Raw genomic sequence first — 13047 nt, 5'->3', positions numbered from 1 at the left:
AGAACTACTACCGCCCGCCGCGCGACGTGGAAAACCATTACGTCCCCGACGTGGCCGCGTCCTTGGAGCGCAAACCAGGCAAGAAGTCCAAACGCCCGTAGGGTTTTGGGCGTGTGCGCGGACGCGGTGACGCTGCTGGGACCCCGCCTTACTCTGAAGTAAGGCAGCAGCGGCGTTAGGGGGACCGGGCGCCGACAGCGACAGTCACCAGCAAGGGCCAGATCACGATCCCCGTCGAAGTCAGGCGCAAGCTGCGCCTGACTCAAGGCGCCAAGGTCGATTTCATCGAGGGGGAGGACGGCGTGTTCGCCATGGTGCCGCGCACCACCAATCTGATGGACCTGGCCGGGTTCTTGCGCACATCGATTCACGCAACTCTCGAGGACATGGACGAGGCGATCGCCCAGGGGGCTGCCGAATCGGCCGGTTTGGGCCGATGATCGGGCTCGACGCCAACGTCCTGGTCCGTTTCGCGACCGGGGACGATCCGGGCCAGAGCGAGCAGGCGACTCGCTTGGCGGGGGGCCTCACGCCGGACCGGCCGGGCTACGTCTCCATCATCACCACCGTCGAACTGATCTGGGTACTGCGCCGCACCTACCGCATGAACCGGGACCAGGTCACCGAGGGCATACTGAAACTGCTGGGCGCGGTCCAGTTGGTTTTCGAAGACGCTGATGACGTGGCGGCGGCCCTTCGACTAGCCGAGGAAGCCAACTGCGACCCGGCCGACGCCCTGATCATGCTCCGTTGCAGCCGGGCCGGGTGCTCGGCCACGGCCACGCTTGACCGCAGGGCGGCGGCTTTGCCGGGCATGCGGCTGCTGGCCGATCCGCCCTGAATCAGGGGTCAAACCCGCCGAGCGCGGCCGGGTGGCCTGTGGGGACGCTGCGGTGCGGGCTTGGCTGGCCCGGGAGGCGAGGGCCGGATTGACCTGGAACGGGCTCGGGGGCCGGTTTGAGGTCAATCCGGACGTGTCCGCCTGACCCGCAGGGCCGGGCGCGGCCGGGTGGCCTGCGGGGACACTGCGGAGCGGGATTGGCCGGCACTGGAGCGTGGGCCGGATTGACCTGGAACGGGCCTGAGGGCCGGTTTGAGGTCAATCCGGACGTGTTGGCGGCCGGGTTTGGGCGCGACCCGGTTACAACACGCGGGTTGGGCCGGGTGGCGTCAAGCGGTCGGACGCGTTGGGAGTCAAGGGTCAAGGCCGGCGACTTCGCGGAGAAGGGGGTCGGTTTCCCTAAGGTTCTTGATCCGCAAGAGCTTGACGTTTTCGAGGGCGGCGACCCGCTGGGCCGTTTCAGTGGCGGCGGTTGCGGCGTCCAACTCGGACGGGTCGCCCCTGAAACCTGGAAAGTCAAAGCCGATGGCCGGGTCGTACGGGTAACCGACAGCGGCGACCAACTCATCCCACTGTTCTTCTTCCAGCGGGTTTCCCCAACCGCGGTCGCGGATGGCCTGGTCCCAGGCCTCATGGGCGGCCACGTCGTAAGGCGGGCACGCCTCCAGGAGCACGCTCAACTCCGATTCGGTGATGGTGACCGGCAGCAGGGCCCTCGATTCGGTCTCAAAGTTGTCCGCGACGGGCGGCTGGGGGTCCTTGGTGTTCGGGAAGCCGTTGGCGCGGGCGCACCCGGCCCACCGTGCCGTGACCTCGGCCTGGGCTTGCTTTTCCCTGAGTTCGTCGGCCGGATCGGCCGGCGGAGGCTCGGGGTTGGCGTAGCCCGTCTGGTCAAGGCACTTGACCAGGACCTCGGTGAAGTCGGTCGCCCCGATCACCAGGTACGGCTGAAACTCCCCGGCGGACAACGCTTGGTCCGGGTCCGTGTACTTGGCGGACAAGGCGGGCAACTGGTCCTGTTCCGCCTCTATGCCGACGACCTGCTCCTCGCCGGACGCTTGAATGAGGTTGTCGCCGGCGGGCAACTGCGAGGCGACCGCGTGCGGGGAGTCGATAGACACCCAGGCCAGGTCCGGCCAATCGTCCATCGGAACCGTGCTGGCGGGGACGTCGCCGGCCCGCAGGCACGCGGCCATCGCCTCGGCCCGGTCGGCCTGGCTGGTGCCCGCCTGGCCGGGGCTTGGGCTGTTGTGCAAGGTTGCGACATCACCGCCGGGAGAACAGCCCGCAGTCAGCGCCAGCGCAGCCGCCCAAACACAGGCCGCCCCGGCCCCGGACCCGGCCCATCGCCGGCCAGCCCCGCCCGCCCGCGAGAGCGCGCCAATGCCTGGCCGCCTTCGCCGCGACCCCGCCTCGGTCCCAAGGGCGATGCCGTCTCCCGGCCGCCCGCGCCCCCCGCCTGCCGATCCAGAACGCATTTCCACGTCTCCTTCAGCGTTGGCCCAGGTCAGATGGCTCTCAGTGCCACGGTGGGGGAGAGGCGCGCCGCCTTCAGGGACGGGTAGAGGCCCGCCAGGGCGCCCACCACCACCGAGATGGCCGGGCCGGCCGCGATCACCCACCACGGGATGGCGAACGCCATGTCTCCCACGGACGTGTACAGGTAGGTGGCGTACGCGCCCAGGCCCACGCCCAGCACGCCGCCCGCGAAGCCGATGAACGCGGCCTCCAGAACGAATTGCAGCGCGATCTGCCCGGTCCGGGCGCCCATGGCGCGGCGCAAGCCCACTTCGCCACGCCGCTCCATCACCGCCACGACCATTGTGTTCGCAATCCCGATCCCGCCGATCAGCAGCGCCAACGCCCCCAACCCCAGGGACAGCGTGCGGAACATGTCGTCCACCATTTGGCCGGCCGCGGCCCAATCCGACAGCCCCGTCACCTCGACCCCGCGCGGGTTGGCCGGGTTGACCGTGGCCGCCATGACGGAGCGCACCGCGCCCGCCTTGCCGTGGGCGGCCGCAACGTAGATAGAGGCCAACTCCACATCGGGGTAAAGGCCGCCCGCGTAATCCGGGGCCAGGAACGCCGTCGAATCCATCTCCTGCGCCAGGTTCATCCGCTCCAGGACGCCGATCACCGCCCACCAGCGGTTGTCGATCCAGATGCGCGCGCCCACGCCCACGCCGAGCCGCCGGGCCGCCCCGTCGCCCAGCACCACGGTGGGCAGCGTCCGCGAGGCCGCGTCGAACCAGCGCCCCTCCGCCAACTCCACGTTCAGCGTGCCCAGCAGGTCCCCGTCCGCCATGGCCGCGCTGATCGAGCCGGACTGCCCGGCCGGGATCATGCTGTTCCGGTAAACCAACACGTCAACCAGGTCGCGCCGGGCCAGCACCGCCTCCACCGGCGCGATCCGCCCCACCATGGCGGGCGCCGTGTCCGGCAGCGGGATGGCGGCCGAGTTCGGGTCCTGGGACTCATGCCCCGGATAGACCACGATCAGGTTCGCCCCCTGCCGGTCCAGTTCCGCCCGGAACTCGGCCTGTTGCGAGGCCGGGATCCCCTGGAGCGCCACCAGCGCCGCGATCCCGATCGCTATCCCCAGGGCTGAGAGCGCCGCCCGCATCAGCCGCGTCCTCGGTCCCAGCGTGGCCGTGGCCAGCACATCCATGGGCCGCAGCCGCCGTCGCCGCTTTTGCACGATGCCGCTCAGCCGCGTCTCACCCGCCACCACCGGCAGCACTTGGGTTGGGTCATCCGCCCCGGCCGTCCGGGCTGGGCCGTCGCCGGGGCGCAGCATCGCGGCCAGGTCCTGTGCGGCGCCGTGCGCGCCGGCCCGGGAGTCCGAGCTTTCGCCTGGCCCCGGCGCCGGCGACAAGGGTTGGGCCGCGCCGTGCGCGCCGGTTTGGCCGGAATCCGCCCCTCCGGGGCGCTTGCCGAATGGGTTCCTCATGATGTGACCTCCCCGTCCAGCACGTGAATCTGCCGGTCGAAAAGCTCCGCCAGGCCCAGATCGTGCGTGATGACCACCACGGTCGCGCCGGTCTGGTTGGCGGCCCGCAGGCAGTCCAGCACCATGCGGCCGGAGGCCTGGTCCAACGCCCCGGTCGGCTCGTCCGCGAAGACCACGGCCGGGTCGCCCGCGATCGCCCGGGCGATCGCCACCCGCTGCTGCTCGCCGCCGGACAACTCGCCCGGCCGGTGGCTGGCACGGGCGGACAGGCCAACCCTTTCCAGCGCCGCGTCCGCGCGGGCCCGGCGCTCGGCCGGCGCCAGCCCCTGGTAGAGCATGCCCGTGGCGACGTTCTCCCTGGCGGTCAGGGAGGACAGCAAATAGAACTGCTGGAACACGAACCCTATCTGGTCGGAGCGGGCGCGCGACCGCTGCGCCTCGGTCAGCCCGGAGGCCTCCACGCCGTCGATCCAGACCTCGCCGGACGTGGGCGTGTCCAGCAAGCCCATCAGCGAGAGCAGCGTGGTCTTGCCTGAGCCGGACGGCCCCACGACCGCCACCAACTCGCCCCGTTCGATGTCCAAGTTGACGTCGCGGAGCGCGTGCAACGGCGGCTTGGTCGGGTAGACCTTGGAGACCCGGCGCAACGCCAGGTGCGCCAGGGTCACGCGATCACCACCAGGTCGCCTTCTTCGAGGTCGCCCGTTGTCGGCGTGATCTGGGCGCGGGTGTCCTGGATCAACCCGACCTCGACGCCCACCAGGCCGCCGCCCTTGAGCTCCACCGCGTAGCCGCCCTCGGACAGGGCCAGCAGCGCCGTCACCGGCACCACCAGGGCGTCCGCCGCCTGGTCTTGGATCATCGCGATGGTGACGCCGCTCAAACCCGCCTCAGTCAAAGTGGCCTGGTCCTCCATGTCGACGCGGGCGCGCGCCGGAATGGTCTCCCACGTGTTCGGGTCCTGGCGCGAAGGCGTGACCTCCGCCACCACGCCGGCCAGGACGGTTCCATCCGGCAGCGTGACCTCCACCTCCGAGCCGGTCACCAGCAACTTCTTCTGCGCGTCGGTCAAGTCGACGTTGGCGAACACCGTGGTGTCGGTGTAGCTGACCACCGGCCCTTCGGCGCTTTGCCCGATCCTCGCCAGGACCTGGTCCACCCGCATCTCGGCGGTCGGGACGATCAGGATGTCCTTCGGGCCCACGGCGCTCAGCGCCGCCTGGTCGGCCTTCGTCTGGGCGGCCGCCAAGGCGGCTTCGGCGCTGGTCACGGCCGCTTGCTCGGCGGACGTGTCGACCGGCTTGTTCAGATCCGCGAGGGCAGCCTTGGACGAGTTGAGGTTCCCCTGCGCGGCTTCGACGTCGCATTCGCCGCCGGTGCCGTACTGCAGGTTCCGGTCCTCGGCCGAACAGCGCTTGGCCTTGGTCAACGCGCGCTCGGCGGCGTTTACCGCCTCCGTCGCGGCGGTCTTCTCCTGGCCGGAGGGGCCGCTCCGGGCCTGGGCCAAAGCCTGCCGGGCGGCCGCCGCCGATTGCCGGGCGGCCGCCAACTCTTGGTTGGCCTCCTCGCGCAACTTGACGGCATCGGGCCTGGTGGAAGGCGCGGGATAACCGCCGGCGGCGTAGAGCGCGTCGATCGCCCCCGCCAAAGCCGAATCGTAGGGGTTGGCGGCGGCGGTGCTCCCGGCGCTGTACCCCAAGGCGACCAGGCCCTGGCGGAGCGTGTCCACGTCAATCCCGGACATGCCCGCGCTGAGGTCGCGCCAAAGCGGGATCTCGCCCTGGAGGAGGAACACGGGGCTGCCCTCGACCTCCAGGATCGGCTCGCCGACCTTGTGGATCGAACCCGCCTCCGGCAGCTTTGTGACAATTCCGGCGGCGCCCGCCAACTCCTCCGGCTCGCCGAACGCGAGGGTGCCGCGCAACTCCAGGCCGGAGGTCAAAGAGGTCCGCTCAACCGGGGCGGTCCGGACCTCGGCCTCCTTGGTCTTGCCGTCGGCGTTCCGCGCCTTGCCCCACCAGACCGCTCCGACCGCCGCGCCCGCCAACACCGCCACGGTGACGCCTGCGGCGATCCAACCCTTCTTTGTCACTTTTCCTGCCCACCTTTGCTTGCCTGCCACTGACCTGTTTTCAAATTCGGCGCCTATTTTCCGCTGAGCGGCACCGGGTAGCTCATTCCGCCCGTCCCGTCATATTCCGACTGCTTCTCCGACAGCACGTCGTAGAGCTCGAAGACGCGCTCCATGGTGGCGGCGTCAAGCTGGCCGTCCGGGTCGTTCAAACCCGGAATGTCGAAATCGATCGCCGGGTCGACAACACCGTATTCCTCTTCGAGCGCCATCCACTCGTCCGCCGAGGCGTCCGCTGGCATCCCGGCTGCCGCCTCGTCGAACGCCTGGTGCTTTGCCGCGTCGAAATTGGGGCAGCCGACCAGCAATTCCCTCAGGGCCTGAGGGGTGATTTCGCCCGGGAGCAACACCGCCGGGGACGTCTCGAAATCGTCTGCCTTGGGCGGGTCGGGGTCCTTGACGCCGGGATACCCGTTCCGGCGGGCGCATTCCGCCCATTCCGCGCTCGCCTTTGCGATCCGCTGCTTCGCCCTAAGCTCCTCCGCCGGATCTGCGGCCGGGTTGGGTTCGGCGTACCCGGATTCGTCCAGGCACCTGGTGAAAGCGTCCGTGTGGTCGGCCTCCCCGATGATCAGATAGCGCGGGCCGCCCTCCGGGGCGAGGGAGTCCTGGTCGCCCACTATCGCCCCGCCGCCGGTTTCCCAATCGCCCTCCATCACGCCCGCCAGGGCCGGGTCGTAAGGGGCGACCAGCGGCGCGAGGCGCCGGCGGGCCGCGTCCTGTTCGGCCCCGGCGGCCGCGTCTCCGGAGCTCCAACTGGCGGCGCCGTCCCCCAGGGACACCGCCGCCGGCTCCGCTCCGCCCGTGAAATCCACAGCCTTTTGGCCGTCTGCCAACTCGACCAGCTCATGGGGCACGTTGGCTTTCGACAGGCAGTCCGAGAACGCCTCCGCGGCTTTCGCCTGGTCCGTTTCGGCCAGGTTGGCGTCCACGCCCCCGTCCCGCAACGAGGCCACCCCGCCTTCGGTCCGCGCGCAGCCCGGCAACGCCAGCACGGCCGCCGCCGCGCAGACCACCATCCAACGCCGCCCCTTCACCTCTCAGCCCCTCCTGCGTCCTCTTTGCCCAGATGTCGGGCCTGGGCTACCTCGCAGCCCTGGCGACTCGGCGCCAAAAGGCCGCGTCCCGTTTGCTTTGCGCCTAAACCCGACCCTGGCACGGGACTGGCCCGCACCGCCTACCCTCCGACCATCTCCGGGGCTGACGTGCTCTCTTGCTGGGCGTCGTAGTACTCCCGCTGTTTCTCCCAGAGCACGTCATACAGTTTCGACACGCGGTCCAAGGTCGCCTGGTCGATCTCGCCTTCTGGGTCGTCCAGGCCGGGCGTGTCGAAGTCGATCGAGGGCGCCGTGACGCCGTATTCCTTCTCGAGTTCCCACCAATCGGTGACCTGCGCGTCGTCCGCCATCTCCTCGATGGCCTTGTCGAACGCCGCTTGCTTGTCAGCGTCGAAATTGGGGCACGCCTCCAGCAACTCCCTAAGAGCGTCCTCGGTCATGTCTCCCGGCAGTTTGGCGGTCGGATAGGTCTCGAACTCGTCAGCCTTCGGCGGATCGGGGTCCTTGACGTTCGGGTAGCCGTTCTCCCGCACACACTTGGTCCACTCGGCGGTGGTCGCGGCGACCAGCTCCTTCTGCCGGAGCTCTTCCTTCGGATCCATCTTCCAAACCGGCTCGGTGTAGCCGGATTCGTCCAGGCACTTGACGAACACCTCGGTGTAGTCCGTCTCGCCGATGATCAGATAGCGCGGCAACTCTTCGGGGGCTGTCGAGGGGTCGCTCCCCGAAGAGTCAGTCGCGACCGCAATACCGCCGCCGCCGCTGTTTTCCTCCATCACGCCCAGCACCGCGGGGTCGTATTTCGCGATGAGTGGCTCCAGACGCTTGTACGCCGCCTCTTGTTCGGCCTCCGTCTCGGCGTTTCCGACACTCCACTGGCTGCCGCCGTCGCCGATCGCCATGGCCATCGGCAGGTCTTCGGACCAGAAGCTGATCTGCTTCTGGCCGTCCTCCTGGTCTAGGACCTCGTGCGGCACGTCCGCCTTTTTCAGGCACGCCGAAAAGTCCTCGGCGGCCTTGGCCTGCTCGCCCTCGGCCGAAACAGGCTTCTTCGACTCTCCTCCCAACGTGGCGACGTTGTCGCCCTTGTCGCAGCCCGTCATGGCCAAACCCACGATTGCCGCCAAACCGACGGTCAGGTACACCTTCTTCATCTTCGCACCCCTGCGTTCGTTCTCATGGCCAAAGGCGGGATCCTTGGCAGCACCAGGCTATTGGCAGGTGCTGGGGCGCCGATCGTGCCAAAGGAGGACGGCGCGCGATCATCGCGGCCGCCACGGCCGAGCGCGGCAACCTGCGGCCCTGTGGAGCGTCCATGAGTCTCCTTGTCGACTGTTGCCTTCAAGGTACCATGTAATACGCAATACCAGATGGCGCCGAAGGCCCGCGCTTCCCGCTGGGGCATGCCTTTCGGCCCGCGCAACCGGGTGCGGCCAGGCCCCGAGAACCGCCTTGGTAGCCTGTGGCGGTGGAAGGCGGCGGCCAGGGCGGCGGGGGTTGGGCGGGGCACCAGCGCCGCAGCCCCGCCTACCGGAGGCTTCTGGCGGCCATGTTCTTCGCGGGGGTCGCGACGTTCGCGCAACTCTATTCGTTCCAGCCGCTCCTGCCCGCGCTGACCAGGACTTTCGACGTCACCGCCGCCGGCGCCGCCCTGACGGTCTCCGCCGCCACCCTCGGTTTGGCCGCTGCGGTCATCCCGTGGTCCCAATTCGCCGATGCCGTTGGCCGCGTCCCAGCCATGCGCCTCAGCGTGGCCGCCGCCACGTTGCTAGGCCTGGCCGCCCTCCTCAGCCCCCGCTTCGAGCTCGTGGTGGCGTTCCGCCTGCTGGAAGGCTGCGCCTTGGGCGGCGTGCCCGCCGTCGCCATGGCCTACGTCAACGAAGAGGTGCACCGGGCCCACGCCGCCCGCGCGGCCGCGACCTACGTGGCCGGGACTTCGATCGGCGGACTGGCGGGACGCGAGGTCTCCGGTCCAGTGGCCCACTGGACCGGGCACTGGAACCTGGGCGTTGGCGCCACCCTGGCCCTTTGCGTCGCGGCCGCTGTCGCGTTCTCCGTGCTGGTGCCGCCCGCCCGCGGCTTTATCCCGCACCGGGCCAGAGCGGGCGATTTTGTCCCGCGCGGCTCGCTGGTGCACAAGGTCGCGGTCAACCTCAAGAACCCGCGCACCCGCCTGCTGTTCATCCACGGATTCCTGCTGATGGGCGCCTTCGTGGCAATGTACAACTACCTGGGCTTCCATCTTGAGGGGCCGCCCTACGGATTGCCTCCCACCGCCGTCGACTTGCTGTTCATGGCGTACCTGATCGGGACGGCCGGGTCATATGTGACGGGGGCGCTGGCCGAACGGTTCGGCCGCCGCCGCGTGTACCTGGCGTTCCTGACCGCGTTCTTGGCCGGAGCGGTGTTGACCCTGGCCGGGCCGCTCTGGGTGATCATCGCGGGGCTGTTGATCCTGACGGCGGGGTTCTTCGGCGCCCACGCGGTGGCGCAAAGCTGGGCCGTGGCGCTCGCCACCGAGGGTAAGGCCCAGGCATCCTCCCTCTACAACCTCTTCTATTACGCCGGCTCCTCCGCCCTGGGCTGGTTCGGCGGCCACCTGATGCGCTGGTTCGGGTGGCCCGGCATGGCGGCCATGGTGATCGCGGCGGTCGCCCTCATCTTGGCGACTGCCCTGGCGCGCTGCGGCGAGCCAGCCGGCTGACGGCGGGGCGGGCGGACGGCATCGGGCGCTGGCGCTTGGGCGGGTGGGGGTAGGCTCGGCGAATGGCGCTGTTTGGCAGGCGGAAGAAGGGCGGCGGCCACGGCAGCGAGGCCCAATTGATCGTCGCGGCGATCGGCGCGGTGCCGCCGTTGACCGAAGCGGACATGGGATGGCTGGTCGAACGCTGGGTCGCCGGAATGCGGGCGGGCGGGGTGACGATCCGCAATGTGGATTCGGACGGGTCGCTGACCGGCTCGAACGGGCGCGACTACTACCTGGACAACCTGGCCCAGACGCTTGCGCAACTGCCCCGGAACGAATGGGAGGAGGCGGTCGCCGGGGCGGTCCGGTCCTCGCTGGTGCCGTTCGTCAAGGAGGGGTCGCTGGGTCCCGAGGAACTGGCGCGAAGCCTCTATCCACGCGTCACGCCGCTGGACAGCTTCACGCCTGAGATGATGGCGCGGGCCGACTGGTACGGCCCCGCCGTCGCTCCGGGGTTGGCGCTGCGCGCCTGCCTCGACACCCCCGAAAGCGTGCAACAGGTGTTCTCCGCCAAGACGCTGGCGCCGCTGGGCGGTTGGGACGCGGTCTACCCCCGGCTGCTGGAGAATCTGCGGGCGCTGCGGCCCGCGCCCGCGCACACCCTTTCCCAGGTGGACGGCGCCCTTGAGGGCATCCACTCCTGGGAGAGCCACTTGGACGACTACTTCGGGGCCACCCGGGTGCTGCTCTTGGATGAACTGCTCGCCGAGGTCGGCTGCGCGCCCGGCCCGGCGGGAACACTGGTGTCAATGCCGACCCGTCACAGCCTGATGGTCCACGTGCTCCGCGACCGCCAGAGCCTCCTGAAGTGCCTTGGCGCAATGGTGCGCGTCACGCCCCGCCTCTACGGGGAGGGCCCCGGCCCGGTCAGCCCGTTCGTCTACCACCGGCCCGGCCCCGAGTTTCCCTGGCAGCAGTTGAACGAACGGGCGGAGGACGGCCGCATGGCGGTCATGGTGCGAGGACGGTTCGCCGAGTCGCTCGCCGAGTTGGACCCCTGAGGCCGCGCCGCGCGGCGGCCGGCGTCCGCCGGCGGGTTCGGGGCGGGCGGCAAGGCCCCAACTAGGACCCGGGCGAGGAAAGGGGCGCCTGCCCGGCACGCGGTCAAAGCCCGCGTGGCCCCGCTTGACCCGCCCGGTCACGCGTTAGCCTTGGGGGACAGCCGTGAATGGAGGAGCTATGCCAGTCGACGACCAGATTGCGCAGGACGTTTACAAAGACGCGGGTGAAAGCGTCGCTTTCAGGACCTTCGCGCTGAAACGCCAGGACCAGGCGGCGGAACGGGAGGCGGTCGCGGAACTGGCTGACAGGCTCCCGTCGATCCTGAACTCAATGCGCATCCGCAGCCCGCAGGCCTCCCTGAAGTGCGCGTTCGGCTTCAGTTCGGCGGCCTGGGACTACCTCTTCCCCGGCGGGGCCAAGCCGCGCGAGCTTGAGGACTTCGCGGGTTTGGCGGAGGGCGGCTTCGACATGCCCGGGACGGCGGCGGACCTGTTCCTGCATGTGCGGGCGAACCAGCAGGCGGTGGTCTACGAGGTGTTGGACCAGTTGGCGGGCTTCATCGCCCCCGCCGCGACCGCGGTGGACCGGACCAACGGTTTCCGCTATTTCGAGGGGCGGGCCATCATCGGTTTCATCGACGGCACCGAGGGCCCCAACGAGCAGGACAGCGGCGGCTACGCCGTCATTGGCGACGAGGACCCGTTGTTCGCCGGCGGCTCGTACGCGTTCGCCCAGAAATGGGTGCATGACATGGGCGCGTGGGGGAGGCTCACCGTCGAGGAACAGGAAAAGGCCGTGGGCCGGCGCAAGTTCTCCGACCTGGAACTCGAAGACGAGGACAAGGCCCCCAACGCCCACAACATCGCGTCAAAGATCGAATGGGACGGCGTGGAGCAGAAGATCGTCCGCATGAACGTCCCCTTCCACGACCTCGCCACCGGCGAGACCGGCACCTACTTCATCGGCTATTCGCGCCGGTGGCACGTCACCCGCGCCATGCTGACCCAGATGCTCACCAAGGGCGACTATCTGCTGCACGTCAGCCGCATCCAGACGGGCCAGGTGTTCTTCATACCCTCCCGCCCCCTGTTGGGGCGGATCGCAGACGGGGACGACCTGGTGCAAGCCGCGCCGGCCTGAGGGCCGCCCAGACGCCAGCACGCGGCAACGCTGGCCGCATGCCCGGCGCTCGCGGCGGCGAGGCTTTCGTTCGGCATCGTCTTGATCCGGGCGCCGGCGCCGTATCTGAGGCGCCGCCGACCGACCCGCCCGGGATACTCGGGCCAGCGCCTATGCCCAGATGCCCGGGTCCGCTTTGGTCGCGAACAGGTCGCCGTAGGAGTACTTGCCGCGCAGGGGCGACTTCTTGAACGGAAGATACGCCTGGAGTTGGATGCCCTCTGAGTGTTCTAAGGTGACGCCGAGCACGTCGCGCCCGTCGACGGTCATTTCCGCAGTGATAGCTGCGGCCCGGTAAGAGTCGCGGTTGGCGCGCAACACCTCTCGCAGTCCGGCGAGCTTCGCGTTGACGTCCGGATAGTCCTCATAGACGTCGACCCCCTCCGTTTTGCCCTCCGCGGTGATGATGAACGCGAAGGGGATCACCATGCCGTTCTTCTCCAGCAGCCGTGTGCCCAACTGGAGCGAGGCGTCCAGCAACTCGTCCAGGTCATCCTGCGCGCCCGGCGTCGCGGTGTCGCGCCAACTGGGCGGGGGAGGGAAAGCGACCGATTGGAGCGGCCCCAGGTCGACCGGTACCACGGTCTGGGAATCCTCCAAAACCAGGGAGGCTACCGACACCGGCCGCCCCAACGCCCGGCCGAGGGCCGCCGCCAGCGCCTGCGCGCCGTCATCTGGCAACCCGATAATGGTGACGGTCGCGTTATGCGGCACGATGGCGGGCGCCGCCGGGCCGCCCAGCACCTCGGCCACCGTTGTGATCCGGTTGCCGGGAGTGGCTCCCAGCCTCATCAAGTCGTGCAGGATCCCGTCGAAGGTGACGGCGGTGGCGTTCAGCAGGACCATGCTCTCATCTTGGCGCCGCCTCCCGATGTCCGCGACCGTCGCGGCCGGTCTGGGTTGTTCCGCTTGCCGCCGATGCCGTGCTGGGAGTCCGCGTGTTCCGCTCGCCTGGGCGGACGGCATCGGGCAATGGGGCCGCTTGCCCCGAGCGGCGCGGCGAACGCTGGAACAAATGGGTTGACGGGGGCGTTAAGCTGGTGTGACAACTAAACAGAGGGGCTGATCGGTTTCGACGGGGATCGTCGATTCAGGAGAAGCGGGCCGAGGAGACGTGGTTATCTCGTTAACGCTCCA

Annotated in this window: 12 protein-coding genes and 1 pseudogene; 6 read left to right on the top strand and 7 right to left on the bottom strand. The window is 69.3% G+C overall.

Features of this window, described 5'->3' with window-relative positions:
* The first annotated feature begins 221 nt into the window (after nucleotides 1-221).
* The 3 genes and pseudogenes from LBC97_03445 to LBC97_03435 all read left to right on the top strand — a co-directional run bounded on the left by LBC97_03445 (nucleotide 222) and on the right by LBC97_03435 (nucleotide 841).
* Nucleotides 222-302, top strand: a pseudogene (locus LBC97_03445) (AbrB/MazE/SpoVT family DNA-binding domain-containing protein).
* Nucleotides 303-440, top strand: a complete 138-nt coding sequence (locus LBC97_03440; protein MDR2565111.1) for a hypothetical protein — start codon at nucleotides 303-305, stop codon at nucleotides 438-440. It begins immediately after the preceding pseudogene.
* Nucleotides 437-841, top strand: a complete 405-nt coding sequence (locus LBC97_03435; protein MDR2565110.1) for a type II toxin-antitoxin system VapC family toxin — start codon at nucleotides 437-439, stop codon at nucleotides 839-841. Before LBC97_03440 ends, LBC97_03435 begins: the two co-directional genes overlap by 4 nt.
* Nucleotides 842-1194: 353 nt before the next feature.
* On the opposite strand, the gene LBC97_03430 is transcribed toward LBC97_03435, so the two are convergent.
* From LBC97_03430 to LBC97_03405, 6 genes are all read right to left on the bottom strand, one after another.
* A complete protein-coding gene (locus tag LBC97_03430) occupies nucleotides 1195-2319 on the bottom strand; it encodes a hypothetical protein (protein ID MDR2565109.1) in 1125 nt (374 codons plus the stop codon).
* A gap of 29 nt (nucleotides 2320-2348) precedes the next feature.
* Nucleotides 2349-3794, bottom strand: a complete 1446-nt coding sequence (locus LBC97_03425; GenBank protein ID MDR2565108.1) for an ABC transporter permease — start codon at nucleotides 3792-3794, stop codon at nucleotides 2349-2351.
* A complete protein-coding gene (locus tag LBC97_03420) occupies nucleotides 3791-4462 on the bottom strand; it encodes an ABC transporter ATP-binding protein (protein MDR2565107.1) in 672 nt (223 codons plus the stop codon). Before LBC97_03420 ends, LBC97_03425 begins: the two co-directional genes overlap by 4 nt.
* A complete protein-coding gene (locus tag LBC97_03415) occupies nucleotides 4459-5886 on the bottom strand; it encodes a hypothetical protein (GenBank protein MDR2565106.1) in 1428 nt (475 codons plus the stop codon). The genes LBC97_03420 and LBC97_03415 overlap by 4 nt, the downstream gene beginning before the upstream one ends.
* A 53-nt stretch (nucleotides 5887-5939) precedes the next feature.
* Entirely contained in the window at nucleotides 5940-6962 is a 1023-nt protein-coding gene (locus LBC97_03410; protein MDR2565105.1) for a hypothetical protein, read from the bottom strand.
* 140 nt (nucleotides 6963-7102) lie between these two features.
* Nucleotides 7103-8137 carry a hypothetical protein gene (locus tag LBC97_03405; protein ID MDR2565104.1) on the bottom strand — a complete coding sequence of 345 codons (1035 nt, stop codon included), beginning with the start codon at nucleotides 8135-8137 and terminating at the stop codon, nucleotides 7103-7105.
* Between the two features lie 314 nt (nucleotides 8138-8451).
* Here LBC97_03405 and LBC97_03400 point away from each other — a divergent pair, with 314 nt between their 5' ends.
* The 3 genes from LBC97_03400 to LBC97_03390 all read left to right on the top strand — a co-directional run bounded on the left by LBC97_03400 (nucleotide 8452) and on the right by LBC97_03390 (nucleotide 11871).
* Nucleotides 8452-9687: an MFS transporter gene (locus tag LBC97_03400; GenBank protein ID MDR2565103.1), complete on the top strand. Its 1236-nt coding sequence runs from the start codon at nucleotides 8452-8454 to the stop codon at nucleotides 9685-9687.
* Nucleotides 9688-9749: 62 nt separating this feature from the next.
* The gene (locus LBC97_03395; GenBank protein ID MDR2565102.1) at nucleotides 9750-10730 is read left to right on the top strand and encodes a hypothetical protein; all 981 of its coding nucleotides are present in this window, start codon (nucleotides 9750-9752) and stop codon (nucleotides 10728-10730) included.
* A gap of 178 nt (nucleotides 10731-10908) precedes the next feature.
* Nucleotides 10909-11871 carry a Dyp-type peroxidase gene (locus tag LBC97_03390; protein ID MDR2565101.1) on the top strand — a complete coding sequence of 321 codons (963 nt, stop codon included), beginning with the start codon at nucleotides 10909-10911 and terminating at the stop codon, nucleotides 11869-11871.
* Nucleotides 11872-12021: 150 nt separating this feature from the next.
* On the opposite strand, the gene LBC97_03385 is transcribed toward LBC97_03390, so the two are convergent.
* Nucleotides 12022-12756, bottom strand: a complete 735-nt coding sequence (locus LBC97_03385; GenBank protein ID MDR2565100.1) for a hypothetical protein — start codon at nucleotides 12754-12756, stop codon at nucleotides 12022-12024.
* Nucleotides 12757-13047 lie beyond the last annotated feature (291 nt).

Source organism: Bifidobacteriaceae bacterium (genome assembly GCA_031281585.1).
GTDB lineage: Bacteria > Actinomycetota > Actinomycetes > Actinomycetales > WQXJ01 > JAIRTF01.
This window is presented reverse-complemented; position numbering and strand designations above follow the sequence as displayed.

Excerpts from the sequence above, each read along its gene's own strand:
- LBC97_03405 (MDR2565104.1), bottom strand. The coding sequence starts at position 8,137 with ATGAAGAAGGTGTACCTGACCGTCGGTTTGGCGGCAATCGTGGGTTTG.
- LBC97_03395 (MDR2565102.1), top strand. The coding sequence starts at position 9,750 with ATGGCGCTGTTTGGCAGGCGGAAGAAGGGCGGCGGCCACGGCAGCGAG.
- LBC97_03390 (MDR2565101.1), top strand. The coding sequence starts at position 10,909 with ATGCCAGTCGACGACCAGATTGCGCAGGACGTTTACAAAGACGCGGGT.
- LBC97_03425 (MDR2565108.1), bottom strand. The coding sequence starts at position 3,794 with ATGAGGAACCCATTCGGCAAGCGCCCCGGAGGGGCGGATTCCGGCCAA.
- LBC97_03435 (MDR2565110.1), top strand. The coding sequence starts at position 437 with ATGATCGGGCTCGACGCCAACGTCCTGGTCCGTTTCGCGACCGGGGAC.
- LBC97_03430 (MDR2565109.1), bottom strand. The coding sequence starts at position 2,319 with ATGCGTTCTGGATCGGCAGGCGGGGGGCGCGGGCGGCCGGGAGACGGC.
- LBC97_03385 (MDR2565100.1), bottom strand. The coding sequence starts at position 12,756 with ATGGTCCTGCTGAACGCCACCGCCGTCACCTTCGACGGGATCCTGCAC.